General features: G+C 44.3%; 21 protein-coding genes. 5 read left to right on the top strand and 16 right to left on the bottom strand.

Features of this window, described 5'->3' with window-relative positions:
* Nucleotides 1–11 precede the first annotated feature (11 nt).
* From GJU82_RS12345 to sufB, 11 genes are all read right to left on the bottom strand, one after another.
* On the bottom strand, nt 12–1,325 hold the full coding sequence (locus tag GJU82_RS12345) for a glycosyltransferase (RefSeq protein ID WP_153632413.1): 1,314 nt from the start codon (nt 1,323–1,325) through the stop codon (nt 12–14).
* Nucleotides 1,326–1,360: 35 nt separating this feature from the next.
* A complete protein-coding gene (locus tag GJU82_RS12350; RefSeq protein ID WP_153632414.1) occupies nt 1,361–3,304 on the bottom strand; it encodes an amylo-alpha-1,6-glucosidase in 1,944 nt (647 codons plus the stop codon).
* Nucleotides 3,305–3,414: 110 nt separating this feature from the next.
* Entirely contained in the window at nt 3,415–4,410 is a 996-nt protein-coding gene (locus GJU82_RS12355; RefSeq protein WP_153632415.1) for a GSCFA domain-containing protein, read from the bottom strand.
* Nucleotides 4,407–5,243: an alpha/beta hydrolase gene (locus GJU82_RS12360; RefSeq protein ID WP_153632416.1), complete on the bottom strand. Its 837-nt coding sequence runs from the start codon at nt 5,241–5,243 to the stop codon at nt 4,407–4,409. The genes GJU82_RS12355 and GJU82_RS12360 overlap by 4 nt, the downstream gene beginning before the upstream one ends.
* 57 nt (nt 5,244–5,300) lie before the next feature.
* Nucleotides 5,301–6,230 (bottom strand): tRNA epoxyqueuosine(34) reductase QueG, encoded by a 930-nt coding sequence (gene queG / locus GJU82_RS12365; RefSeq protein WP_153632417.1) that lies wholly within the window; start codon nt 6,228–6,230, stop codon nt 5,301–5,303.
* A 64-nt stretch (nt 6,231–6,294) separates the two neighbouring features.
* Entirely contained in the window at nt 6,295–6,600 is a 306-nt protein-coding gene (locus tag GJU82_RS12370) for an iron-sulfur cluster assembly protein (RefSeq protein WP_153632418.1), read from the bottom strand.
* Nucleotides 6,601–6,603: 3 nt separating this feature from the next.
* Nucleotides 6,604–7,035, bottom strand: a complete 432-nt coding sequence (locus GJU82_RS12375) for a SufE family protein (protein ID WP_153632419.1) — start codon at nt 7,033–7,035, stop codon at nt 6,604–6,606.
* A gap of 51 nt (nt 7,036–7,086) precedes the next feature.
* Entirely contained in the window at nt 7,087–8,304 is a 1,218-nt protein-coding gene (locus GJU82_RS12380) for an aminotransferase class V-fold PLP-dependent enzyme (RefSeq protein ID WP_153632420.1), read from the bottom strand.
* 122 nt (nt 8,305–8,426) lie between these two features.
* Nucleotides 8,427–9,800, bottom strand: a complete 1,374-nt coding sequence (gene sufD / locus GJU82_RS12385; RefSeq protein ID WP_153632421.1) for a Fe-S cluster assembly protein SufD — start codon at nt 9,798–9,800, stop codon at nt 8,427–8,429.
* A 1-nt stretch (nt 9,801) separates the two neighbouring features.
* Nucleotides 9,802–10,554, bottom strand: coding sequence for a Fe-S cluster assembly ATPase SufC (sufC, locus tag GJU82_RS12390; RefSeq protein WP_153632422.1), 753 nt, complete (start codon nt 10,552–10,554; stop codon nt 9,802–9,804).
* Nucleotides 10,555–10,587: 33 nt separating this feature from the next.
* Nucleotides 10,588–12,033 carry a Fe-S cluster assembly protein SufB gene (gene sufB / locus GJU82_RS12395; protein WP_153632423.1) on the bottom strand — a complete coding sequence of 482 codons (1,446 nt, stop codon included), beginning with the start codon at nt 12,031–12,033 and terminating at the stop codon, nt 10,588–10,590.
* Nucleotides 12,034–12,197: 164 nt separating this feature from the next.
* Here sufB and thiL point away from each other — a divergent pair, with 164 nt between their 5' ends.
* The gene (gene thiL / locus GJU82_RS12400) at nt 12,198–13,250 is read left to right on the top strand and encodes a thiamine-phosphate kinase (RefSeq protein WP_153632424.1); all 1,053 of its coding nucleotides are present in this window, start codon (nt 12,198–12,200) and stop codon (nt 13,248–13,250) included.
* 69 nt (nt 13,251–13,319) lie between these two features.
* Here thiL and lpxA read toward each other — a convergent pair whose 3' ends face one another.
* The 4 genes from lpxA to GJU82_RS12420 form a co-directional block, all read right to left on the bottom strand.
* Nucleotides 13,320–14,102: an acyl-ACP--UDP-N-acetylglucosamine O-acyltransferase gene (gene lpxA / locus GJU82_RS12405; RefSeq protein ID WP_153632425.1), complete on the bottom strand. Its 783-nt coding sequence runs from the start codon at nt 14,100–14,102 to the stop codon at nt 13,320–13,322.
* A gap of 48 nt (nt 14,103–14,150) precedes the next feature.
* Nucleotides 14,151–15,542, bottom strand: a complete 1,392-nt coding sequence (locus GJU82_RS12410; RefSeq protein ID WP_153632426.1) for a bifunctional UDP-3-O-[3-hydroxymyristoyl] N-acetylglucosamine deacetylase/3-hydroxyacyl-ACP dehydratase — start codon at nt 15,540–15,542, stop codon at nt 14,151–14,153.
* Between the two features lie 128 nt (nt 15,543–15,670).
* Nucleotides 15,671–16,711, bottom strand: coding sequence for a UDP-3-O-(3-hydroxymyristoyl)glucosamine N-acyltransferase (lpxD, locus tag GJU82_RS12415; RefSeq protein WP_153632427.1), 1,041 nt, complete (start codon nt 16,709–16,711; stop codon nt 15,671–15,673).
* Nucleotides 16,712–16,753: 42 nt separating this feature from the next.
* Nucleotides 16,754–18,004: an HD domain-containing protein gene (locus GJU82_RS12420; protein WP_153632428.1), complete on the bottom strand. Its 1,251-nt coding sequence runs from the start codon at nt 18,002–18,004 to the stop codon at nt 16,754–16,756.
* 215 nt (nt 18,005–18,219) lie between these two features.
* Between GJU82_RS12420 and rimP the strand changes: the two genes are divergently transcribed.
* The 3 genes from rimP to infB all read left to right on the top strand — a co-directional run bounded on the left by rimP (nt 18,220) and on the right by infB (nt 23,137).
* A complete protein-coding gene (gene rimP / locus GJU82_RS12425; RefSeq protein WP_153632429.1) occupies nt 18,220–18,684 on the top strand; it encodes a ribosome assembly cofactor RimP in 465 nt (154 codons plus the stop codon).
* Between the two features lie 13 nt (nt 18,685–18,697).
* Nucleotides 18,698–19,936, top strand: a complete 1,239-nt coding sequence (gene nusA, locus GJU82_RS12430; RefSeq protein WP_153632430.1) for a transcription termination factor NusA — start codon at nt 18,698–18,700, stop codon at nt 19,934–19,936.
* An 84-nt stretch (nt 19,937–20,020) separates the two neighbouring features.
* Nucleotides 20,021–23,137: a translation initiation factor IF-2 gene (infB, locus tag GJU82_RS12435; protein WP_153632431.1), complete on the top strand. Its 3,117-nt coding sequence runs from the start codon at nt 20,021–20,023 to the stop codon at nt 23,135–23,137.
* A 109-nt stretch (nt 23,138–23,246) separates the two neighbouring features.
* Here the strand turns inward: infB and GJU82_RS12440 are convergent, their stop codons facing one another.
* Nucleotides 23,247–23,456, bottom strand: a complete 210-nt coding sequence (locus GJU82_RS12440; protein ID WP_153632432.1) for a dodecin family protein — start codon at nt 23,454–23,456, stop codon at nt 23,247–23,249.
* 178 nt (nt 23,457–23,634) lie between these two features.
* Here GJU82_RS12440 and GJU82_RS17775 point away from each other — a divergent pair, with 178 nt between their 5' ends.
* Nucleotides 23,635–26,103, top strand: a complete 2,469-nt coding sequence (locus GJU82_RS17775) for a helix-turn-helix domain-containing protein (protein ID WP_153632433.1) — start codon at nt 23,635–23,637, stop codon at nt 26,101–26,103.
* Nucleotides 26,104–26,366: the final 263 nt, after the last annotated feature.

The following is a 26,366-nucleotide window of genomic DNA, read 5'->3' on the forward strand; positions in this document are numbered from 1 at the left end:
TGGCTAACTTTTTACGCGTTACTGTTGTTGTTTGACTGACCTAAAGCGGATAAATAAACCTGCCGAACATGGGCCGCAGAATGGCGCCATTGCAGGTGATCCACTTCAATCCGACCGTACTTTTTAAACATTTTTGGTAAAGCCGGATATTGTAATATTGAATATATGGCATCGGCCATCGCATTGATGTCCCAGAAATCGACCTTGATAGCGTGTGTAAGGATTTCGGCGACTCCCGATTGTTTGGAAATAATTACCGGGACATCGGACATCATCGCTTCGAGCGGTGAAATCCCAAACGGCTCGGATACTGATGGCATCACATATACATCGCTAAAGCGGAACATATCAAATACATCGTCTCCCTTGAGGAACCCGGTAAAATGAAACCGGTCGGTTATACCAAGTTGTGCTGCACGCTTCACCATTTTGGTCATCATATCACCACTACCGGCCATCACAAACCGGACATTGTCCATTCGCCGCAATACCTGGTGAGCTGCCTCGATAAAGTATTCAGGTCCCTTCTGCATGGTGATACGCCCAAGAAAGGTCACAATTTTTTCATCAACTCCCTTATTAACGCCCAGCCTTGGTTTGTGCTCAACCGGTTCAACTGCATTGTAAACGGTCACAACTTTGGCTGGGTCGATTCCATATTTTTCAATGACGATATTCCGGGTAAGGTTACTTACGGTAATTACCTTGTCAGCTGCTTCCATCCCTTTCCGTTCAATGGCATAAACATTAGGATTGACACTACCTCCTGAGCGATCGAAATCGGTAGCATGTACGTGTATTACCAAAGGCTTACCACTGGCCTCCTTGGCTGCTATACCGGCCGGATAGGCCAACCAGTCATGAGCATGAATCAAGTCAAATTCGTTCTCCCGCGCGATCACATCGGCCACGATAGCATAACGGGCAATTTCCTGTAATAAATCGGCGCCGTATTTTCCTGTAAAAGGCAAACGTCCTTCTGAATCGGTTTGGATAAAACGAGAGCCCGAATTGACTTTCTGTTGTGTAAGCCGGTAAAATTCTTCCTCCCCGACATAGGGAATTAACGAAGAGTCGACTTCAAAATATTCAACCTTTTTCTGCAGATTTTCAAAACTAACCTGCTTACGGGTAATAGGTATATCTCCGGCACCGATAATTCCATTCACAGCCGAGCGATCCTCGTCGCCATATGCTTTGGGTACAACAAAAAGAACATTCACATCATCATAATGGGCCAATCCTTTGGTGAGTCCATAACTAGCTGTTCCGAGTCCGCCACTGATATGGGGAGGGAATTCCCATCCAAACATTAATACTTTCATTCAGCTCTGCGATTTAAGGGGTTTCATAACTGACTTTACTCTCCATAGTTCTCGATAAAAGCAATGGCCGACAAAATGGAGCCCACGTTCCATGCCTGGGAGATTGCTCCCCGGGCTCCATGCGGAGGATTTCCGTCATACATCTCGGAAAGTGTGCCAATGCAATGTTCTGTCATTTCTTCTTCAAAGGATTCCATAATATTTTTCACAAACGACATTCCCCCCAGCTTATGAATTCCGATGTATGCTTTGATAAACGGGCCGATTAAAAACGGATAGACTGCCCCCTGATGCATGGACAGGGAGCGGGTCATCAGATCTCCGTCACAAATTCCCCGGTATTCCTGGTTTTTTGGCGACAATGAACGAAGCCCCATGGGCGTAAGTAATTCATTTCTCACCCTACTGACAATTGCTTTCTTTTGTTCACGCGACATCGGAGAATAAGGGAGATAAGCGGCAAAAAGCATATTTGGCCTGACTGACCAGTCTCTATAATCGCCGTCCACATAGTCTGCCAGATACTCTTCCTCATCGCACCAAAATGTATTGACAAAAGATTCAGCAATTTTTTCCGGCAGATTCTTCCATTCCTCAACAAAGGCTTTGTCCCCGGCAGTATCGGCTAATTCAAGCGCATACGAAACGGCATTGAACCAAAGCGCATTGATCTCAACAGCTAAACCTCCCCGCGGGGTAACAGGTTTTCCATCCACATAGGCATCCATCCAGGTCAGAGCAACATTTTCAGCTTTGGCATAAATCAAACCATTCTCCTGCATGTGAATGTTGAACCGTGTGCCTTTCCGGTAATGACCCAGAATACTTTTCATTGCCGGGCCATACTTTTCCCATAGCTCCTTTTTCTCTACATAATCATCCAATTCCTGCACACTTGTAAAAAAAAGCAAAGGCGCATCGGCCGCATCATAATCGCTGGCATTTGCCCCAAAATATTTAGGAAATAAACCATCCTTCAGCCTCTTCAACTGTGTCTTAAGGATCGACTCATACGTCTTCATATTTCCCTGGCGCAAGAGAACACCGTTGATGGCCAGGAAGGTTTGCCTTGGTACCGACTCGTACCAGGGATACCCGGCAATAATATCCTCACCATCATTTCGGACGCAGAGAAACTGCTGGGCCGAGTTAAGCAACGAGTTCGAAAACGAATCACGAGGCGTTCTCTTTTTTGTTTCGTTGGTAAAACGGCGTTTAAATCCGCTTGGCTTTTCTTCCGACGTCGATGCCGAGAAGACAATGGATTCTCCCTTTTTTATCGGGAGCTCAAAATACCCGGGAACAAATAGGTCTTCCTGAAATTCGTAACCGCGTTTTTGTTCCTTCATGTATTCGATGTTGTAGTACCAGTCAGGAAACGGGACAAAATCAACCTCCTTGGAGAACTGCATATGCAGAAAAGGATACCCCTCGTATAAGCGCATCTTGATTCCGTTTTCTATCGAAACAAAACGTGTGTTGGCGAACATGTTGGATTTACTTAGTGTGTGTATATTCCGAAAAGCCAGAAAAGGTTTGAACCGAAGCGTTGTCGGGCTGTGCGCGTCTTCCAGTGTATATCGAATCAACAACTGTTCTTCCTTCTCAACCAGTAAGCGCTCGCGTGAAAGAATCACTCCTCCAACCCGGTAAGTCAATTTGGATATTTTATCAAATTCAATATCTCTGAGATATTTATGTCCACGGGGCTCATAATGATCACCTGGAAACTTGTGAATCCCCAGGTTAAATTCTGCATCATGTTGAATGACCGTCTCATCCAGGGACGACAGGAGGACATGTTTGCCTCCGTCCAACTCGTTCAGCTGGGTAATGAGCAAGCCATGATACTTGCGGGTATTACATCCGGAAAGCGTAGATGACGAATAACTACCAGCCCGGTTCGTACGTAAGAATTCGCGCTGCAGCGAATACTCCAGATTGACTAACTGCTGTTTATCAAATTTTAGATAGCTCATAGGTGCAGAATTAATTTTAATGCGCTTCGACGATTAATTTCCTAAAAATTGCAATTAGAATGAATTTAAAATACAAGGAAAATTTAACCAATTGGCACCTTTAAAAAAAGTTATTCCTTTAGTTTTCGAAGGAAATACTCCAAAATATCCTGAATGTTAAGGAACGGGTATTGTTTCATCAATTTTTCAGCCTGTGTTAACTGATTGTCAAGGAATAAGCGGTATGATTCACCATGTTCATTGAAGGGACGATGTTCGGTTGCAAGCCGTAACTTTTCAACATTTTTCATAATGTCGCGGCTATCCTTTGTAATCAGCACTTGAGAAAACTGTTCCCAGATGTAATCGACAGCCGTCTCGTTCAGATGAATCATATCGGGGGCGTAAAACCGGTAGCCGCGAAGCTCATCCATCACAATTTCATATGACGGGAAGTAGGCAATCCGATCTTTTTCGAATCTCTCCAATAAACCTTCAATTATTAGAAATAACACCGATTTACTGATTTGGTTTTCGTGGGCCCCATCTTTCCAATGGCGAACCGGACTCACTGTAAATATAATCTGCAAACCGGGGTTCATGTCCCATACCCTTATCAACAAGGCCTCCCACCGGGCAACGGCATCATCGGCACTCAACCGGTATCTCCGAAACTGTTTTGCCGGCTGCTTGTGACAATTCGATACAACTTCCTTATTATCAATGCTTTCGTATACCCAGGTCGTGCCAAAAGTGATGAAAAGAAAACTGGCTTCACGAAGTTGTTCAGCACCATTTGTTACGCGTTTGTTAATTTGCCCGAGGCAGATTTTCTTGTCTTGATGTGAAAAACGACTGTGATGATGATAGCTGTTCCATCGTCCATTAGCAAAAAAGATATCCTCTTCTCCGAATTGCTTATTCGCTATCAGCATATCCAGGCTGTTCGCCACAGACATGGGATTGTACAAAATGCCAAACGGATTTACATCGACAGGAAAACACCGGCTGGTTAGCTTTTCACCTATATTCTCAGCAAAACAAGACCCCAACAGGACAATCCGTTCACGGTAATCGAGTTTCTTCTCATACTCCGGCATTGCTATTTTGATCCTGAATTGGCTCATATATTTTGTTCTATCCAGTTAAAAATAAATCTCAACACCTCCCCTTCATCATCAAACTCGTGTAACTGGTGCCGGGCGCCATGCCATCCCCGGTAGGTTATCTTTTCAGCCGCATTATCGAATAGCTTCAAACCCGCGTTACTGTCCATGATAGGATCATCCAGTCCCTGCATCAATAAAACCGGAATATTTAACCGGTAAGCATTTTCGAGTAACCATTCACCCTCTCGCTTCACTTCGCAGAAAAGCCGAACAGAAATACGGTTGTGCAGTAAATCATCTTTACCCCTGGGCTCACTGCCTGGCTTATCTTCCGAAAAATCCTTTGATTTTAAGCCGGTCTTAAAAGTAAGGCGTGGCGTCAGCCGATTAGCAAGACAAGCAGCTGCAGTCATTACTGGCCTTGGCTTTTTGCGCAGCATTATCCAGGGCGAAGTGATAATCGCAAGTTGTGGAATAGCGGCCCTGCGAAGACAGTAGCTCAAAACCATATTTCCACCCATGCTGTGCCCGAACAGGATAACAGGAATACCGGGAAATAACTCCCGGGTTTTTCTCAACAACAGCTCTACATCCTGCAAAAAATCGGCATAATAACGAAGGACTCCGCGTTTCCCCCCGGAGCGACCATGACCACGATAATCAAAAGCCACAGCGGCAAGGCCCTTCTCCGGAAAACGGCTCAGCCAATGATCGTACCGCCGGCAATGTTCGCCATGTCCATGAACCAATGCCAACACTGCCTTCGGGTAAATATCTGGAGCCCAACTGACGGCATAGTATTCTAATCCGTCGAACGATTCCCATTTGTATTCCGAAAACTTCACTGGCACAAGGGTTCATCTTTGATTAACTAAATTTGCAAAAAGTTTCGCAGGAGTAAAACTTAATTAATCTAAAAAATCGATATTGCGGCGAAGACCTTTAAAGCCGGCCCTTTTTACTGCCGATTTTCTGAAAAGTTGATTGAAACCCCCTCTGTCTAAATCTTTCCAGTCTGCCCGGGTCATTTCCAGCAATTCAGGTTTCGGGGTAAAGGCTTCAACATTGTGGGGTGAAGGATTGCGATTCCACGGGCAAACATCCTGGCAGATGTCGCACCCATACATCCGGTTTTGCAACTGACCTTTGAATGGTTCCGGAATTTCTTCCCGGTTTTCGATCGTCAAATAAGAGATGCATTTTCGGGCATCAATAGTGTGGGGGGCAACAATTGCTTTGGTTGGGCAGGCATCAATGCAGCGTGTGCAGGAACCGCAAAAATCAGTATCAGCTGGTTGGTCGTAATCGAGTTCCAAATCGATGATGAGCTCCCCGATAAAAAAGAAGGAACCATGTTTGGGCGATATGAGATGGGAATTTTTCCCGATCCAGCCCAGTCCGGCATGTCGGGCCCAGGCCCGATCAAGAACTGGCGCCGAATCGATAAATGGTCGTCCGGAACATGGAGCAATTTCTTCCTGAATGAAACGAAGCAGACTTTTCAATTTGTCTTTAATGACGAAATGGTAGTCCGTTCCGTAGGCATATTTCGAGATGACCGGCGCATCTTTGGCCTTTTGTTTTTCGGCAGGATAATAATTGAGGATAACAGATACAACGGAACGGGCGCCTTCCACCAGTTTTCCCGGATCGAGACGTTTCTCTACATTCCGTTCCATGTAGCCCATCTGCCCGTTCATACCCTTCGCCAACCATTTCAGCAAGCGAGGCTCTTCCTCTCCAAGATACTTTACCGCAGCAATGCCGCAATCGGTAAAACCGAGACGTTTCGCCTCTGCTTTTATGCGCTCGCTGTAAGTAGCCCCTTTGGTACTCATCTTATTCCGGGAACAAGTATTATTGCTTACAAAAAACCACCACGATATGTGATGGTTGAATATTTTACATGAAGCCGAGTTCGAGTCGCGCCTCTTCCGACATCATCGACTTGTCCCATGGAGGGTCAAATGTGATCTCCACGTTGCAATCTTCGACGCCATCCACTTTTTTCGTCATGTATTCCACATCCGAAACAATCATATCGGCAGCAGGGCAGTTGGGAGCCGTCAGCGTCATCAGCACATTCGCAGTGTTGTGTTCATCAACATCCACACTGTAAACCATTCCCAAATCGTATACATTTACCGGGATTTCCGGGTCGTAAACCTCTTTCAGGCCAGCGATTATTTTGTCAATTCTTTCATCCATTTCTTAACCCTCCTGTTGTGAAAGTTTTTCGTAAGCCAAAGCATAAAGTTTCATTTGCTTCACCATGGCCAGTAGTCCGTTTGAACGTGTAGGAGACAAATGATGTTTCAATCCGATATCATCAATAAAGTGCAAATCGGCATCGATAATCTCCTTCGGCGAGCGATTAGAGAGAACGCGCAGCAACAGTGCAACTAATCCTTTCACAATAATCGCATCACTTTCCGCCTCAAACAGAATCTTATCACCATCTTTCTCAGGATGAAGCCACACACGTGACTGACATCCCCTAATCAGGTTATCATCAATCTTATATTTCGCATCAATGGGTTTCAGGTCATTCCCGAGTTCAATCAGGTAGGCGTACTTGTCCATCCAATCTTCGAATACCGAAAACTCTTCAATGATTTCCTGCTGTATCTCTTCAATAGTCATAACTAAAAATTGCTTTAAATCAAAATCAAGGGAGCAAACTTACGATAAAAATCAAAACATTCCCTTGATACGGATCAGGGCATTATACAAAGCCTCAACCTCTTTTTCCGAATTATAAAATGCAAACGAAGCCCGTGTCATCCCGGGTACACCAAAATGATCCATAATTGGATCGGTACACATGCGCCCGGTGCGGACTGCTATGCCCAGCTGATCAAGGAGCGTACCCAAATCGAACGGATGAATTCCTTCAATCTCAAATGAAATCACACCTACCTTATTTTCAGCCTCTCCGAAAATCCGCACCCCTTTTATTGACTTCAGTTTTTCTGTTGCCAGGTTCAGTAATTCCTGTTCGCGGGCCGCCAGATTGTCAACCCCGAGCGATTGCATGTACCCTACAGCAGTACCGAGTGCAATAGCCCCGATGTAATTAGGCGTTCCGGGTTCGAACTTATAGGGCAACTCATTAAATGTAGTTCCGGAGAATTTCACTTCCGAAATCATTTCACCGCCGCCCATAAATGGAGGCATCTGATCCAGCCACTTCCGTTTGCCGTAAAGAACACCAATCCCGGTAGGGCCGTAAATTTTATGCCCGGAAAAGACATAAAAGTCACAATCAAGCTTTTGTAGATCCGGCGGGTAGTGGGCAATTCCTTGCGCGCCATCGAGCAAAACCGGAATATTACGTTTGTGCGCGATTTCCACAATCTTATCGATTGGATTGATGGTTCCCAGCGTGTTCGACACATGGCTCATTGCCACCAGTCGGGTGCGTTCATTCAGCAATCCATCCAGCTCATCAATCTTCAGAACGCCATTTTCATCGAATGGCAATACCTTTAGTGTCGCTTTTTTCCGCTCGCAAAGCAATTGCCAGGGGACAATGTTCGCATGGTGCTCCAGCTCGGAAACCACAATCTCGTCACCCTCCCAAACAAATGCTTCTCCGAAAGAAAAAGCTACCAGGTTGATTGATTCCGTGGTACCATGCGTGAAAATAATTTCGCCCCGATCGCCGGCATTGACATACTGCCGCACCGTTTCACGCGCTTCTTCAAAAGCTTCCGTTGTTTCGTTCGCCATGAAGTGCGCGCCGCGATGAATATTCGCATTGGTTTTCAGGTAAAACTCTTCCACCTTATCCAGGACTACCCGCGGCTTTTGTGTAGTAGCAGCATTATCGAGATATACCAGCGGTTTTCCGTGAACCTGTTGATCCAGGATGGGAAAATCCTTTCTTATTTTCCGGAAATCGAGACTCATAGTACGAAAGATAAAATATAGAACCGGGAATTAAGTTAAAAAACTGTAACTCCCGGCTTATGCCTGTTGGTTTTCCACTACCGTGAAAAGCCAGAAAATTCTTCAGCTAAAGCTAAACCGAATCAGCTCTCACAATCCATGACGCAGGAGTGACATTTCGACACTTCACCGCGCAAACGCTTGTTTACCAATTCGTCAATCCGTTCGCCCAGTTTATCAACCCGAACTTCCTGAAGCACTTCATGTGCAAAAGCATACATTAGCATCAGGCGGGCTTCCCGCTCAGCGATACCACGTGATTTCAGATAGAATAACGCTTCTTCATCAATCCGGCCAACGGTTGCTCCGTGCGAACATTTCACATCGTCGTTATCGATAACCAACTGTGGCTTGGTGCTCATTTTCGCTGTGCCGGTCAACAACACGTTATTGTTTCGCTGGTAAGCCAGTGTTCCGTGGGCTCCACGTCCTACGTGAATCCGGCCTGTAAATCCGCCAGTGGATTTATCATCCAATACATTTTTGAAAAGCTGGTTGCTCTGGCAATCAGGGTGCGCGTGTTCCACGAAAGTGAAATTATCAACATGCTGGCTTTTGTCCGTCAATGCCAAACCGTAAAGATTAGCCTCGGCATGTTCACCGTCGATAAGAACGTTCAGGTTGTTACGAACAATTCCGCCATGCAGCGACAAGGTATTCGTCAACACATTGGAATTACGCTCCTGACGGATATACAAACCGGTCAGGTTCACCGCTTTGTTATGCTGGTTTTGCAGATTGTAAAAATCGACGACCGCATTTTCACCAACGTGCGCTTCCGTCAGGTTATTCACCATGTAATCCTGAGGGTCAAGGGTATGATCGCAGAAAATCACTTTCACCTGACTGTTCTCTTCGGCAATGACCAGATTACGCTGTGTCGCATAGGTGTCTTCTTCCCCTCTCATCAGTTCAATGATTTGGATAGGCTTCTCCACTACAACACTTCGCGGCACATAAATAAAAACTCCATCCTGGGCAAAAGCCGTATTTAATGCGGTTAACGGGTCCTTTTCCGGATCCGCCATCTTGCCGTAATATTTCTCAACCAATTCGGGATAATCAACAGCTGCCTTGCGAAGGCTGGTAACAATAACACCTTTCGGTAGATCGACCAGCTGTTCATTTCCGGAATAGTACCAGCCATTCGTCAACATCACCAGGTTGGTGTCCAGCTCAGGAACGTCACATTGAAAAAGCTCGCGCAGGTTGACGTTGTTGTCCTGATAAGTAAAAACACGCCTGTGATTCTCGCCGGCAAAAATCTTCGCGAGATTGGTATACTTGTAGTTCTCCGTCTTAAAATCGGGAATTCCCTGTTTCCGGAATGCTTCGATTGCCGGCTTGCGTGCAGCATTCATAAAACCGGCTGCTCCATCTTCCAGGAGGTGGGCATTCGATTCAAAAAGGTTGGCGAGCCGCTGATTGATTTCTGTATTTCTTTTCGCCTCCGTCATCTTACACTCCCACCTCTTTTTTGATCCACTCGTAACCTTTCTCTTCCAGTTCAAAAGCCAGTTCTTTTCCGGCTGACTTCACAATACGGCCGTTATACAAAACATGAACAAAATCGGGGACAATATAATCGAGCAAACGCTGGTAGTGCGTTACCACAATGGTTGCATTATCAGGCTTTTTCAGTGCATTCACACCATGCGCAACGATACGAAGAGCATCGATATCCAATCCCGAATCCGTTTCATCCAGGATGGCCAGTTTCGGTTCGAGCATGGCCATTTGGAAAATCTCATTCTTCTTTTTCTCACCGCCCGAAAAGCCCTCGTTTACCGAACGATTGGTCAGCTGTGAATCGATTTCGACAAGCTCTTTCTTTTCTTTCATTAGTTTGAGAAAATCGCCGGCTTTCAGCTCATCTTTCCCCTGGTACTTCCGATGCTCGTTCAAAGCTGTTTTCAGGAAATTCACCATGCTAACACCCGGAATTTCTACCGGATACTGGAAGCTGAGGAACAGACCTTCTTTGGAGCGGACATCTGCATCCATATCGAGCAGGTTTTTTCCGAAGAAAGAAACTCCGCCTTTGGTTACTTCATAATTATCGTGACCAGCCAACACATTCGCCAGTGTACTTTTCCCTGAACCATTAGGTCCCATAATGGCATGAACCTCTCCGGGATTTACCTCCAGGTTAATACCCTTCAATATCTCTTTACCTTCGACTTTAGCGTGTAAGTCTTTTACTATTAACATATTTTTTGAACTTATCTTACGTATTTATCCTATTTATCCCACACTACCTTCGAGGCTAATTTGCAGCAGTTTTTGAGCTTCTACTGCAAATTCCATGGGCAATTTATTGATTACTTCACGGGCATAACCATTTACAATCATTCCAACCGCATCCTGTGTCGTAATTCCGCGCTGGTTACAATAGAAAATCTGGTCTTCACCAATTTTGGATGTGGTAGCTTCGTGCTCAACCACAGATGAGCTATTTGAAACTTCGATGTACGGGAAGGTATGAGCTCCACAGGTATCGCCAAGCAACAAGGAATCACACTGCGAGAAGTTACGGGCATTTTCCGCTTTTGGCGCTACCCGGACCAAACCACGGTATGAATTATCACTCTTTCCGGCCGAAATACCTTTCGAAACAATGGTACTCTTGGTGTTTTTACCAATGTGCACCATTTTGGTTCCGGTATCAGCCTGCTGATAATTGTTGGTTACAGCAACCGAATTAAATTCAGCAACCGAATTGTCACCTAACAAAATACAACTCGGATATTTCCAGGTAATGGCCGAACCGGTTTCCACCTGGTTCCAGAAAATTTTGGACGATTCACCTTTACACAAACCACGTTTGGTCACGAAGTTGTAAATTCCTCCTTTGCCGTTTTTATCACCCGGATACCAGTTTTGCACGGTAGAATATTTTACCTCGGAACGGTCGAGTGCAATGATTTCCACAACCGCTGCGTGCAACTGATTCTCGTCACGCATCGGAGCAGTACAACCTTCGAGGTACGAAACATAACTCTCGTCATCAGCCACGATGAGTGTGCGTTCGAACTGACCGGTATTGGCAGCGTTGATACGGAAATAAGTGGAAAGCTCCATTGGACAGCGAACACCTTTCGGGATGTATACAAATGAACCGTCAGAGAAAACAGCCGCATTCAGTGCTGCAAAGTAGTTATCGGTTGACGGAACCGCCATTCCGAGGTATTTCTGTACCAAATCTGGATGTTCCTGAACGGCTTCGCTGAATGAACTGAAAATGATCCCCTTTTCGGCTAGTGTTTCCTTAAAGGTCGTCTTTACCGACACGCTATCCATTACTGCATCCACGGCAACGCCAGCAAGCAATTTCTGCTCTTCCAGCGGAATACCAAGCTTCTCGAAAGTACTCAGCAATTCGGGATCCACCTCATCAAGACTTTCAAGTTCTTTTTTCTTTTTGGGGGCCGAATAATAGATAATGTCCTGGTAATCGATTTCCGGAATTTTCAGGTAGGCCCAGTCCGGCATTTCCATTTCCAGCCATTTGCGGTATGCCTTCAGGCGGAAATCAAGCATAAATTGCGGCTCATTCTTCTTGGCCGAAATCCAACGGACGACATCTTCACTCAACCCTTTTACCAGTGTATCTGAATCAATATCAGTCACAAAACCGAATTGATATTCGCTCTTCGTTACTTTATCAAGTAATTTATTTTGATCCTCCATAACTTCATATATTTGGTTAAAGCCGGCCTGACCCTTCATTATGCGCTCCTCGCACCGTTAACCCATTTTAAATAGACCGCTTTTAAATTGTTGCAAAGATATAAAATGTAAGCTATTTTTGAAGCCTGATTTCTACTAAAAAACACCTTGAGGTCTTTTATTCTATGACAGAAAAAAAAGGAACAATTCACCAACTTTCCGAACTCGGAGAGTTTGGCCTGATTAACAGGCTTACATCTCATCTTACCATACACAACAAAAGTACCCTTAAAGGGGTTGGCGACGATTGTGCAGTTTTAGATTTTAATAACAAAAAAACGGTGGTGACCACCGACATGCTGACGGAAGGAGTTCACTTCAACCTGATGTACGTGCCCTTAAAACATCTGGGCTACAAAGCGGTCGTGGTAAACCTGAGTGATGTTTACGCCATGAATGCCATTCCGAAGCAAATTACCGTGAGCATAGCATTGTCTTCAAAGTTTTCAATCGAGGCAATTGATGAATTGTATGGTGGTATCCGGTTGGCCTGCGACAATTACGGAGTGGATTTGGTTGGTGGCGATACGACCTCGTCGATGACAGGATTGGTACTTTCCATTACGGCACTTGGTGAAGTTGAAGAGGAAGACGTGGTTTTCCGCAGCGGTGCCAAACCGGCCGACCTCCTCTGCGTCAGTGGTGATTTAGGCGGTGCCTACATGGGGCTACAACTACTGGAAAGGGAGAATGAAGTCTTCAAGGTAAACCCAAAAATGCAGCCACAACTGGAAGGACACGACTATATTCTGGAAAGACAATTGAAACCGGAAGCCCGTCGCGACATGCTGAAAGTTTTTAATGATCAAAAAATTCACCCCACGGCGATGATTGATATTTCGGACGGATTATCATCCGAAATCATGCACATTTGCGAAGAATCGGGAACTGGCTGCAAATTGTTCGAAGATCGCATCCCGATGGATGACCAGACCAAGCAAATGGCCGAAGAGTTAAATATTAACCCGTTGGTAGCGGCCTTGAACGGTGGTGAAGATTACGAATTGCTGTTTACCATTCCTGTTGGCGAATACGATAAAATCCGAAATCATCCGGACATTACCGTTATTGGCCATATCACGGAAAAATCGGAAGGGACCCACCTGGTTACAGCAGGCAGTGGCCAGGAAATCCCACTCATAGCGCAAGGTTGGAACCCGCTTAAGGATCAGGAATAAGTTAAAAATTCAAGTCATAAAAAAACCGCCTCATTGCTGGGACGGTTTTCTTTTTTCAATATTATATCATCAATCGGGGAAGTACCCTTTGATAATTCCTCTTTTCGAATCTTTCACAAACAGCAGGATATCATCGCGTTCACGGGAAGCAGGAAGCTCAGCTTCGATTACTTCCAGTGCCTGTGTATTATTGTATCCTTTTTGATAAATCAGTCGGTAAATTTCCTGTATCTCACGGATTTTTTCGTTCGTGTATCCACGGCGACGAAGTCCGATAGAATTTACACCGACATAGGAAAGCGGCTCACGGCCAGCCTTGATGTATGGAGGAACATCCTTCCGCACCAGCGAACCACCGGAAAGCATAACGTGCGGACCAATATGACAGAACTGATGCACGGCGGTGTAGCCGCCAAGAATAGCAAAATCGTCAACAAAAACTTCCCCTGCCAGACCGGTATAATTTACCAGGATAACGTTATCACCCACTACACAATCGTGGGCAATATGGACATAAGCCATAATTAAGGAGTTACTTCCCACCACCGTTTTACCCTTAGCCGCAGTACCTTTACTAATAGTTACATACTCACGAATGGTTGTGTTATCACCAATTTCCACGGTAGTGTATTCTCCCTGAAACTTCAGGTCCTGTGGTTCACCACCGATAACCGCTCCGGGAGATATTTTACAATTTTTACCGATCCGGGTACCCGGAAAAATGGTAACATTAGGTCCAATATGGGAACCTTCGCCAATCACCACGTCCTTATCAACAGTTGTAAAGGGCTCGATAACTACATTTTCAGCAATCTGAGCTTCGGGATGAACGTACGCTAAAGGTTGTTTCATTACTATAAAATTTGAGACAACACCGCCGGTTGTCGTTTCATAATCATCTTAGTTTTTAACAATTTGTGCCATAAATTCGCCTTCACAAACAATGGTGTCGCCCACAAAAGCGTAACCAATCATATTGGCAATTCCACGACGAATAGGACTAACCAGCTTTAGCTTAAATATCAACGTATCACCTGGCACTACTTTCTTTCTGAACTTAATGTTGTCAAGTTTCATAAAATAAGTGGAATAATCTCCATCGGAAGGCAGCGAGCTGATAACAAAAACGCCACCACACTGTGCCATGGCTTCAACCATCAGAACGCCGGGCATAACCGGTTCATCTGGGAAATGCCCGCTAAAAAACGGTTCGTCCATGGTTACGTTCTTTACTCCGATAATGAAATCGTCTCCCTTATCCATAATTTTGTCAACCAAAAGAAATGGAGATCGGTGTGGCAACATCGTTTTGATCTTGTTAATATCGTATAGAGGGGTCGCGTTGTGATCATATTCCGGGGCCGAATTCAGTGCTGTCTGACGCTTACATTCTTTCTGAAGAATACGGGCAAACTCCGTATTGGCCATATGCCCGGGGCGACGTGCAATGATGCGGCCTTTAATCCGTTTCCCTATCAGTGCCAAATCACCAATCACGTCGAGCAACTTATGGCGTGCACACTCATTCTCAAAATGAAGATCGACATTATTTAATACGCCAATCTTGTCCACCTGAACATGCTCATGATGAAACAAATCAGCAATACGATCCAACTCATTCTGCTGCATCTGCTGATCCATAATGACAATCGCATTGTCGAGGTCGCCCCCTTTCACCAGGTTATTTTTCAACAACATTTCCAACTCACGCACAAAAACAAATGTGCGACACGGAGCCACATGCTTTTCAAAATCATTTAACGAACCGAGGGTGGCAAACTGATTTCCAAGAACAACTGAATCATAGGAAATCATCACATCCACAGCAAACTCATCATCCGGAAGCGCAATTAACTCGATTCCTTGTTCTTCGTTACGATAAACAATTTTTTGCTTGATTTCGAAATAATCACGACGGGCTTCCTGTTCAACCAGGCCGGCTTCTTTCAATGCAGTCACAATGAGAGCCGAACTGCCATCCAAAATGGGAACCTCCGGACCATTTACCTCTATCAATACATTGTCAATATCCATTCCCAGTAAGGCAGCCATGGTATGCTCAATGGTACGAATCCGTACTTCGCCTTCCTGAAGAACGGTTCCACGTGAAGTACCTTTTACTTTCGATACATCGGCATGAATAACCGGTTGTCCCTCTACATCTATCCGTTGAAATCTGAAGCCATGATCTTCGGGTGCAGGTTTAAAAGTCATCGTAACTTCCACTCCTGTATGGAGCCCTTTTCCTGTAACCGAAACAGGCTTCTTAATGGTCTTTTGTTTCACACTCATTTTCCGAGAAATTTGGTTCAACCCGGTTAGGCAATTGCCAAAATTCGGGAGATTTATCCCCTCCCATTAATTTTCAGAACGCCCAAAAATAAATAAATAACCGTCTGAATCAATTACTTCAATAAAAATCATTCACCAGTTCCTTCTTGATCTTTCATTTTCCGTCGCAATTCAACCACATCAGAACGCAATTGGGGAAGGTTTTTAAATACGGCATATGATTTCATAAAATCGCGATACCCGAAGGCTGGTGTTCCCCAAAGCGTTGAGTTATCCTTAACATTGTTACCAATTCCTGATTGGGCACCAATTTTAACATTATTACCAATTCTAATATGTCCGACAATACCTACCTGTCCTCCAAGCATGCAATTTTCTCCAATCTTGGCCGAGCCCGCAACGCCTACCTGGGCCACGATTACAGTATTCTTACCAACCTCCACGTTATGGGCAATCTGCACCAGGTTGTCTATTTTTACACCTTCGTTGATGACCGTTGAACCCATCGTGGCACAATCGATGGTGGTATTCGCTCCAATCTCCACACCATCCTTGACCTCCACATTCCCTACCTGGGCAATTTTATCGTAACTGCCGTCAGCCGCAGGCGCAAATCCAAATCCATCAGAACCGATAACTACGCCTGCGTGCAGGATACAGTTTTTACCAACGTTACAGCCGGCATAAATTTTCACTCCTGCATAAAGAATGGTATCATCGCCAATGGTAGCTCCATCGCCAATATACACATTAGGGTAAATTTTTACATTTTTACCAACAATGGCGTTTTCGCCCACATAGGCAAAAGCACCGACATACGCCTGTTCGCCGATAGATGCCGATTCACTTATATAGGAAGGTTGTTCGATGCCAACTTTTTTAGGCTTCGACTGCTCATAATAATTCAACAATTTGGCAATGGAAGCGTACGCATCATCCACACGGATAAGAGTACAGGGAAGTTCATTTTCCGGTTTAAAATCGCGATTAACCAGCACTACCGATGCTTTGGTTGTATATATATATTTTGTGTAAGCCGGATTAGAGAGAAAAGCAAGTGTCCCGGGAATTCCCTGGTCAATTTTTGAAACATTATTTACTTTTACACTACCATCTCCTTCTACCTCTCCGCCCAACAAACCGGCAATGTCGTTGGCTGAAAACTCCATGTGCTGTTTTTTTAAATTTCGTGCAAAAATAGTTAATTAATATTACTTCGAAATTATTTCACGTGGATAACAGACAAAATATTTGCGTACTGTTGCCGACAATCCCGACAAGTTGATATCAGAAGCATCTTTAATATCTTTAATTTTTCCGTTTTTAAATAAAACATTAATCTGCTCTACGCTTGGCTTGTAGGCATTATTCGCCGCCATTCCCGAAATAACAAAGTAATCAGCTTCAGATGCAGTGACCAAAAAAGTTTCCATAACCCGGCTACGCAATTCCTCTTTCCTTTTTTCGGTAACCGGATGACTGCTTAGTATTATTTTAAAAAGATTCCGGTTAATTATATCTCTCGAAAGCGTTGAAAGAATTACATCCGGATGGCGGGCCCATTCTTTAATAGAGCTCAAAATGTCGGTATCATCCAGTTCAGCAAACAATTGAAGTGCCGATTTCACCGTTTGCGGATCTCCCGACTCAAATTGATCCCGGCTAACACCCCCGCTAAGAAATACCTCCAGTGCCGGCGGGGCAAAAACAGTGTCACCTCCTGAAGCTAACTCATGTGCCCTTCTAAGCAAACTAATCATCATATGTTCGGCGGAGAGGACCGTTTTATGCATGTACACCTGCCAATACATCAACCTACGGGCAATTAAAAATTTCTCGATGGAATAAATTCCCTTCGACTCAACCACCAGTTCATCATTCCGGATATTAAGCATTTTAATAATCCGGTCGGATGACACAATTCCTTCTGAAACGCCCGAATAAAAGCTGTCCCGTTTAAGATAGTCAAGTCGATCCATGTCGAGCTGACTACTGACCAACTGGTGTAAAAACTTCTTATGGTATTCACCGGCAAATATCTGAATAGCCAAATCAAGCCGACCATCGAATTCCCGGTTCAGTTGGTGCATAAAAAGCTTCGAAATAACTTCATGCGAAATCCCCTTCACCATACTCTCTTCCAGTGCATGAGAGAAGGGACCATGTCCGACATCATGCAGCAAAATGGCAGCCAGCACGCCGGTTGTTTCTTCATCGGTAATTTGGTGACCTTTGGTTTTTAAAACATCCAGCGCAGAACGCACCAAATGCGTTGCCCCTATGACGTGTTCGAAACGGGTATGATTAGCGCCGGGATAAACCAGACTGGAGAGCCCCAGCTGTTTAATACGACGAAGACGCTGCACATAGGGATGGCTTATCAAATCCAACAACAAGGGCGAATCCCACTCGATAAACCCCCACACCGGATCGTTGACAATTGTTCGTTTAAGCGGCTTCAAATGACTTCCTTTTAGGATATTTTAAACTTCTGCAAAATACAAAATGTTTTCGGAAGGGGAGGAAAAAAGCCGGCAACGCCCTAAAACCCAAAACTAAAATAGCTGAAACAAAAATAGGTTTGTTTTGATATATCATACAATTATATTATTTTTGCCGCGAAGAATAATCGAAGGATTAGGGGACAGTGTGTCCCCTATTTTATTAGGGTTAAAAGATGATTAACAAAAAACTAATTCAGGGCCTGATTGAGGAGAAGCTAACTGACGACATCTTCATTGTCGACATACAGGTTTCATCCGGCAACGCTATATCTGTTCTGCTGGACAGTGACAACGGACTGAGCATCGATCAGTGTATTGCATTTAGTCGTCAGGTTGAGCACAACCTTGACCGGGACGCTGAAGACTTTGAATTGGAAGTGTCATCACCCGGTTTAACCCAACCCTTCAAGGTGCTTCGTCAGTACCAGAAAAATGTTGGACGCGAAATTGAAATAGCAACCCATGACGGTGATAAACACACCGGCATATTAAAAGAAGCCGGTGAAAACGGCATAATACTGGAAGAAAGCCGGCGTGAGCGAGTCGAAGGAAAAAAGAAGAAGGTAACTGTAACAGAGCCCCTTCAATTTTCGTTCGATAAGATAAGAACAGCAAAAAGCGTTATTTCTTTTAAATAAAAGATATAAAGAAATGGACAATCTGAACTTGATTGACACCTTCTCGGAGTTTAAGGAATTAAAAAACATCGACAAGGCCACCATGATGAGTGTGCTGGAAGATGTTTTTCGCAGTGTACTGCAGAAACAGTTTGGCACAGATGAAAATTTCGACGTAATCATCAATCCTGATAAAGGAGACTTTGAAATCTGGCGGAACCGCGAGGTTGTGGAAGATGCGGATTTAACCGATCCCAATCTTCAGATTTCGTTATCCGAAGCGAAAAAAATTGACGCGGACTATGAAGTCGGGGAAGAAGTGTCTGATGAAGTGAAGTTGATTCATTTTGGCCGACGGGCAATTCTTAACCTTCGTCAAAATCTGGCAGCGAGGATATTGGAGCTTGAAAAAGATAATATTTACACCATCTATAAATCAAAAGTAGGTGATATTGTTACCGGAGAAGTTTACCAAATTTGGAAAAGGGAAATCCTGGTACTCGACGACGAAGGCAACGAGTTGTTGCTTCCGAAAGCCGAACAGATCCCTTCAGACTTTTTCCGGAAGGGAGATACCATTCGTGCAGTAGTCGTAAGGGTTGAAATGAAAAATAACAATCCGCAGATTATTCTGTCACGAACATCGCCGGTATTCCTCGAAAGACTTTTCGAACTGGAAGTTCCTGAGATATTCGATGGTTTGATTACCATCAAGAAGATTGTCAGGGTTCCGGGCGAAAGGGCGAAAGTTGCTGTAGAATCGTACGACGAGCGCGTTGACCCGGTAGGTGCATGTGTTGGAATGAAAGGTTCCCGCATACATGGCATCGTTCGTGAGTTACGCAATGAGAATATTGATGTAATTAATTATACCGGTAATTTGCAGCTATTCATTCAACGGGCATTGAACCCGGCAAAAATTTCCTCCATTAAAATTAATGAAGAGGGAAAACGTGCCGAGGTATATCTGAAACCCGAAGAAGTATCGCTGGCAATTGGAAAAGGCGGATTAAATATACGCCTGGCCAGTCAGTTGACCGGCTATGAAATTGATGTTTACCGCGATCAGGTGGAAGAAGATGACGAGGATGTTAACCTCGAAGAATTCTCGGATGAAATTGAAGATTGGATCCTTGACGAACTGAAGGCCATTGGTTGCGACACAGCCAGGAATGTGTTGGGCCTTTCGCGTGAGGAGCTAATCAAAAGAACCGATCTCGAAGAGGAAACCATTGACGAGGTTCTCCGTATCTTCAGGGCCGAATTTGAATAAATCATGTCAGCAGTAAGCAATCTGCCGTACAGAGATTCGGGGTAACCGGAACAAACAATTTGATTATTAACTCTTTGGCTAAATATGGTTGTAGGAAATAAAGGTACTAGATTAAGTAAAATTGCACGCGAATTAAACGTAGGTATTTTTACCCTGGTTGATTATTTGCAAAAGCAAGGGGTCGAGATATCATCCAATCCGAACACCAAGATTGATGACAAGACCCAGGAAATGCTGGAAAAGCAGTTCCGTAAAGATCATGAGGCACGTATCGAAGCCGACAAGGTGAACTTACGTCAAACAAGATCGAAGAAAGAATCCGTTTCACTTGATGACGTGCATCAGGAGGAGAAAAATGAAACGGAAGACGAAGATTTTCAGGATGACTCCATCCGTATTGCCGACCACAGTAGCTCAGCCCACCGCACCGAAGAGAAAAAGAAACCTTCGAAAGAAACTCCGAAACCGAAACAATCCCAAGTACCTACACCTCCTGCACCCGAGAAAAAAGAAGAAAAGCCAAAAGTTAAAGTTGTTGGACACGTAAATTTGGAAAATCTGGGCCCAAAAGCCCCGAAAGAAGAGGAAAAGACTTCGAAAGAAGAAATACCGGAAACCCCAAAAACGAATGCTCCGGAGAAAAAAGAAGGGCCGGCGCCTTCTCCTGAAAAGAAAAAAGAACAAGATAAGTCCCCAAAAACTCCCCAACAGGAGAAAAAAGAGCCAGGGAAACCAGAAAAAACCGAGGCCGGGACACCCCCTGAAGCTGAAAAATCAGCAAAAAAGGAATCTGCTTCACTAAAAGCAGAGGACAAAGTTAAAGTCGTTGGTAAAGTCGATCTCGATTCCATGAAGCCTGGCCCAAAACAAACAAAAGAAACTCCGAAAAAGCAACAAAAACCGGCCTCCGGAGAGCAGCAAACTCAGAAGAAACCGAAGGGTAAAGTTGGTGAGAAAAAGCAAACTCAAGAAAAAAATACCAAAAACGGAGACGAAATATTCAAACTGGAAAGAAAGAAACTTTCCGGCCCGACCGTAGTCGGCAAAATTGATCTTCCTGTAGCAGATAAACGCAAGCCGGGGAACAATAAGAATAAAAAAGAAGAAGAACGGCAAAACCGAAAGAAAAAACGCAAAAGGATTCCGAAGGATCAAAAAGAACGCGTTTCGGTAAACAACAATAAAAAGGATAATCAACCCCGGCAACAACATCCACAGCATCAAAAAGATGGTGCCAAACGGGGTGATTGGAAGAAAAAAACGAACCGGAAAAAGCCGGCACCGAAGAAAGAAGTTAGCGAAGAAGATGTTCAGAAGCAAATCAAGGAAACGCTTGCCCGGCTGACTTCCAAAGGGCAGAAATCGAAAGGTTCGAAATACCGTCGTGAAAAACGCCATGCCGTCAGTGAGAAAATGGCTGAGGAAATGGCCAAAGCTGAACAGGATAAGAATGTAATCAAGGTAACGGAATTCGTTTCGGTAAACGAACTTTCCAGCATGATTGATGTGCCCGTGACCAAGATCATTGAAACCTGTATGAACCTTGGCCTGTTTGTTTCCATCAACCAGCGTCTTGATGCGGAAACGATGGCGCTTGTTGCCGATGAATTTGGTTACAAAGTTGAATTCATTTCGGTAGAGGTGCAGGAAGCAATTATGGAAGAAGAGGACATCGAGGAGGAAATGCAAGCCCGTCCACCGATTGTTACGGTCATGGGACACGTTGACCATGGTAAAACCTCCTTGCTTGACCACATTCGCAAAACCAATGTAATTGCCGGTGAGGCCGGAGGGATTACACAGCACATTGGTGCGTATAACGTAACTCTCGAAGATAAGCGAAAAATCACCTTCCTGGATACTCCAGGCCACGAAGCCTTTACGGCTATGCGTGCCCGTGGTGCCCAGATTACCGATATCGCCATCATTATCATCGCTGCTGATGACAACGTAATGCCGCAAACCGTTGAAGCGATCAATCACGCCGCAGCTGCCGGTGTGCCCATTATATTTGCCATCAACAAGATTGACAAGCCAGGGGCCAATCCGGAACGGATTAAGGAAGAATTGGCCAACATGAACTACCTCATCGAAGAATGGGGCGGTAAATATCAGTCTCAGGATATTTCTGCCAAGAACGGCAACGGAATAGCAGAACTGATGGAAAAAGTGTTGCTGGAAGCTGAGATGCTTGAACTTCAGGCCAATCCCAATAAACGTGCTGTCGGATCCGTGATCGAATCATCGCTGGATAAAGGTCGGGGTTATGTAGCCACGCTTTTAATTCAAGCCGGTACACTTCGGGTAGGAGACGTAATACTGGCAGGGCAATATTTTGGACACGTCAAAGCAATGTTTAACGAGCGTAACCAACGAATTGAAGAGGTCGGCCCATCAGAACCGGCATTAATCCTTGGTTTGAATGGTGCTCCGCAGGCCGGCGACAAGTTCAACATCATGGAAAGTGAAAAAGAAGCCCATCAAATTGCCAACAAACGTGAACAGTTGCAGCGTGAACAGGGACTTCGGACACAAAAACATATTACACTTGACGAAATTGGCCGCCGTATTGCTATCGGAAATTTCCAGGAACTCAATGTTATTGTGAAAGGTGACGTAGACGGTTCCATCGAAGCACTCTCCGACTCGTTGATCAAATTGTCGACACAAGAGATTCAGGTGAATGTTATCCACAAAGCTGTGGGACAAATTACCGAATCGGATGTGATGCTGGCAACCGCGTCCAATGCCATTATTATTGGATTCCAGGTACGCCCATCGCTCAACGCACGTCGAATTGCGGAGAAAGAGGAAATCGATATTCGCCTTTACTCCATCATCTACGATGCGATTAACGAACTCAAATCGGCAATGGAAGGAATGCTTGCTCCCGAAATCAAGGAGGAAATCCAGGGAACAGCCGAAATCATGGAAACTTTCAAGATTACCAAAGTGGGTACTATCGCCGGTTGTATCGTTCGCGACGGAAAGATTACCCGCAACGCACAGATTCGCATCATCAGGGACGGCATCGTTGTTTTCACCGGCGAACTTGGTTCACTGAAACGCTTCAAGGACGATGTGAAGGAGGTAGCCCGTGGTTATGAATGCGGACTGAACATTAATGGTTACGACGACATTAAAGTAGGTGACTTTGTTGAAGCATTTACCGAAGTGGAAGTAGCCAAAAAACTGAAATAATCGGAATTTTGACGAAAAAAGAGGGAATCCGTTTTCGGACACCCTCTTTTGTTTTTCCGGCTCAGCTACTCTTGCCGGGAAAAAACCGAAACATCTTTTTGCATTATTATCAACTTTCAAATTTGAAGGATACTTTTACTTTCACCCGGTAGGCTTCTACCTTGCCGTCGTTTATCTGCATATCCAATTGCGAAACTTCTGCAATACGCAAGTCGCGCAACGATTTTGAAGCACGCTCAACTGCATTCATGGCTGCTTTTTCCCATGATTCCTTGCTGGTACCAACCAGTTCAATAATTTTATAAACACTATCCGACATAATGAGTCCTCCATTTTTTATAACCGATTCATTTCAAACCTAAGTAAGTTACAAATATTCAGCACGAAAGACAACTGATTGACACCATACAAAAACCTGCTTTCCAACTTTTAATAACATCTGGTAACCTCGCCATTTTTTTGTAACTTAACTATCCAAATGTCAAATTACACCCCCAATGATTCAGAATCCTGAAATTGATCTGGCCCGAAAATTCGTCTGGTTTACGAACCGAAATGTTTTCCTGACGGGTAAAGCGGGAACCGGAAAAACAACGTTTTTACAAAACCTAAAATCAAATCCGGTAAAGCGCATGATTGTTATCGCGCCAACCGGTGTAGCAGCCATCAATGCCGGCGGGGTAACTATTCATTCATTTTTTCAACTTCCTTTTGGACCGATTCTGACAAAACGGGTGACCGGGGCCGCAAGTCAACCAAATTCAAATGAACGACTTTATCGTTTCAGCAAAACCAAAATCAATATTATCAGGTCGCTCGATTTATTGGTTATCGATGAAATCAGCATGGTAAGAGCCGATATACTGGACGGAATCGATGACGTTCTTCGCAGGTACAGACGCCCGGAACTACCGTTTGGAGGAGTACAACTATTACTGATTGGTGACCTTCAGCAATTACCGCCGGTAGTAAAAAAGGAAGAATGGGAATTGTTGAAGCCCTACTATGATACATTCTATTTCTTCAGCAGTTATGCTTTGGCCAAATCAAAACCGGTTAATATCGAACTAAAAACAATCTTCCGCCAGCGCGACGAAGATTTTATCCGTGTACTCAACGAAATCAGAGATGACAAACTAACGCCTGCATCGTTGAAAAAGCTGAATAAGCAATATCATCCTTCCTATCTGAACGGAGACAACGACGGGTACATTATTCTCACGACACACAATGCCGGGGCCGAAAACATCAACCGCCAAAAGCTGGCAAAACTTAATTCAAAGCTTTACTCGTACGACGCCGAAGTACAAGGAGATTTTGCACCATACAATTTCCCGGCGCCAGCCAAACTACAACTAAAGGAAGGCGCACAGGTTATGTTCCTGAAAAATGACAGCTCGTTTCGGAAACAGTATTACAATGGCAAAATTGGAGTAGTAACCGAACTCAATAAAGAGCACATCGAGGTATTATTTCCGGAAGAAGATGAACGGGTTGATGTACAAAAGGAAGAGTGGCGAAACATCCAGTATACAATTCATCCGGAAACGAAAAATATTGAAGAAAAGGAAATTGGGAAATTCATTCAGTATCCGCTGAAACTTGCCTGGGCCATTACCATTCACAAGAGCCAGGGACTCACCTTTGAAAAAGCTGTTATCGACGCGCATGCAGCATTCGCGCATGGGCAAACCTACGTGGCACTCAGTCGTTGCAAATCACTGGAGGGACTAAGGCTGAGCACACCGCTATCAACTGATGCCGTTATTTGCGACCCCACAGTTCAACATTTCAATAATAACGTAGCGGCACATGAGCCCGATGGACAAGAGTTCACGCGATCGAAAAGAGCTTATCAGCTAATGCTGTTGAATGAGCTTTTTGATTTCAGGACGATCGAAAAATTAATCAGCCAACTTCTCAAACTACTCAACGAAAACGAAGGGAGTGTTCAAGGGAACCTAAAAGCTAAACTACCGGAATTGTTAAAGCCTCATTTGCTTCATCTAAAGGACGTTTCCGTGAAATTCATGAAGCAATGTGAGCGCCTTTTCCAGGAAAATAAGTACCCTGAAACCGATGTATTTTTCAATGAACGGATAGTTAAAGCCAGCAAATATTTTAAGAATTACCTGGAAAATGACTGGCAACCCGTCGTCGGTTCATTGTACTATGAATCGGACAATACCGCTGTTCTAAAATCATTAGATGAATTATCCGATAAAATCACTGAATTCATCACTCATAAGAAGATCTTTCTCACTTCGGTTGCCAAAGGATTTGAACTGGAAAAATATCTCCGGTCGAGAGCTTTGGTCCACCTCGAGGAACCGGAAAAGATCCGTTCAAAAGAAAAAGCCTTGACTGATACGGACGTTACTCATCCTAAACTCTACCAACAGCTAAAAGCCTGGCGGTATCAACTGTCCAATGAATCCGGCGTTGCCCTCTACTCAATCGTATCACAGAAATCATTACGCTTAATTGCCAACGAATTACCAACGACCATAAAACAGCTCGGTTCCATTCATGGTATCGGCAAGAAAAAACTCACCCAACACGGCGAAGACATACTCGAAGTGGTCAAGGGATACTGTCACCGAAATAATATCCCGCAAAGGAAAGACAACGGACAACCAACAGTTGGCAACCAAAAAGAGAATACCAAACAAATTACATTCGACTTGTACCGGCAAGGAATGGATATTCCCACGATCAGCGAAACACGAGGCCTGACGCAAGGGACTATCGAAAGACACCTCGGCTATTTTATTCAACACGGCGAATTGGAAATCACTGAATTGGTCCCGGAAGAAAAGGTAAATACAATTGCCCCACTCATTGAGCGTAACAACACACGATCACTTACAGAAATAAAACACCTGGCCGGCGAAGAAGTAACTTACGCCGATTTGCACTTTGTAATCAATCATTTGAAAAGAATGAAAACGGTAGATTTATCCTGAAAGAATGGTTTAATCAGACACGTTTAGCCGTATCTTCCCGATGGCGGACAAGTAACAATAACACATCTCTTTTCATGTGAAAAAAATTTTCTGTTAATTGATTATAAGAAATTTACCATATTTTAATCGATACATCAATACTATTGTCAAATCATGATTCATCCTTTCAAGCACATGATTCAATCATTCATAATACCCATTCGCTCATTCTAATTTACTATTTGCAAAATAAATATTACGAAAGGTGTATCTTTGTATCGGTT

The organism is Prolixibacter sp. SD074 (assembly GCF_009617895.1).
GTDB lineage: Bacteria > Bacteroidota > Bacteroidia > Bacteroidales > Prolixibacteraceae > Prolixibacter.

Coding starts and splice junctions, on each gene's coding strand:
- rimP (WP_153632429.1), top strand. CDS start 18,220: ATGATTAACAAAAAACTAATTCAGGGCCTGATTGAGGAGAAGCTAACT.
- sufB (WP_153632423.1), bottom strand. CDS start 12,033: ATGGAGGATCAAAATAAATTACTTGATAAAGTAACGAAGAGCGAATAT.
- thiL (WP_153632424.1), top strand. CDS start 12,198: ATGACAGAAAAAAAAGGAACAATTCACCAACTTTCCGAACTCGGAGAG.
- GJU82_RS12370 (WP_153632418.1), bottom strand. CDS start 6,600: ATGGATGAAAGAATTGACAAAATAATCGCTGGCCTGAAAGAGGTTTAC.
- nusA (WP_153632430.1), top strand. CDS start 18,698: ATGGACAATCTGAACTTGATTGACACCTTCTCGGAGTTTAAGGAATTA.
- lpxA (WP_153632425.1), bottom strand. CDS start 14,102: ATGAAACAACCTTTAGCGTACGTTCATCCCGAAGCTCAGATTGCTGAA.
- infB (WP_153632431.1), top strand. CDS start 20,021: ATGGTTGTAGGAAATAAAGGTACTAGATTAAGTAAAATTGCACGCGAA.
- sufD (WP_153632421.1), bottom strand. CDS start 9,800: ATGACGGAGGCGAAAAGAAATACAGAAATCAATCAGCGGCTCGCCAAC.
- queG (WP_153632417.1), bottom strand. CDS start 6,230: ATGAGTACCAAAGGGGCTACTTACAGCGAGCGCATAAAAGCAGAGGCG.
- GJU82_RS12350 (WP_153632414.1), bottom strand. CDS start 3,304: ATGAGCTATCTAAAATTTGATAAACAGCAGTTAGTCAATCTGGAGTAT.
- GJU82_RS12440 (WP_153632432.1), bottom strand. CDS start 23,456: ATGTCGGATAGTGTTTATAAAATTATTGAACTGGTTGGTACCAGCAAG.
- GJU82_RS12355 (WP_153632415.1), bottom strand. CDS start 4,410: ATGAGCCAATTCAGGATCAAAATAGCAATGCCGGAGTATGAGAAGAAA.
- GJU82_RS12375 (WP_153632419.1), bottom strand. CDS start 7,035: ATGACTATTGAAGAGATACAGCAGGAAATCATTGAAGAGTTTTCGGTA.
- GJU82_RS12345 (WP_153632413.1), bottom strand. CDS start 1,325: ATGAAAGTATTAATGTTTGGATGGGAATTCCCTCCCCATATCAGTGGC.
- lpxD (WP_153632427.1), bottom strand. CDS start 16,711: ATGGAGTTTTCAGCCAACGACATTGCCGGTTTGTTGGGCGGAGAGGTA.
- sufC (WP_153632422.1), bottom strand. CDS start 10,554: ATGTTAATAGTAAAAGACTTACACGCTAAAGTCGAAGGTAAAGAGATA.
- GJU82_RS12410 (WP_153632426.1), bottom strand. CDS start 15,542: ATGAGTGTGAAACAAAAGACCATTAAGAAGCCTGTTTCGGTTACAGGA.
- GJU82_RS12380 (WP_153632420.1), bottom strand. CDS start 8,304: ATGAGTCTCGATTTCCGGAAAATAAGAAAGGATTTTCCCATCCTGGAT.
- GJU82_RS17775 (WP_153632433.1), top strand. CDS start 23,635: ATGATTCAGAATCCTGAAATTGATCTGGCCCGAAAATTCGTCTGGTTT.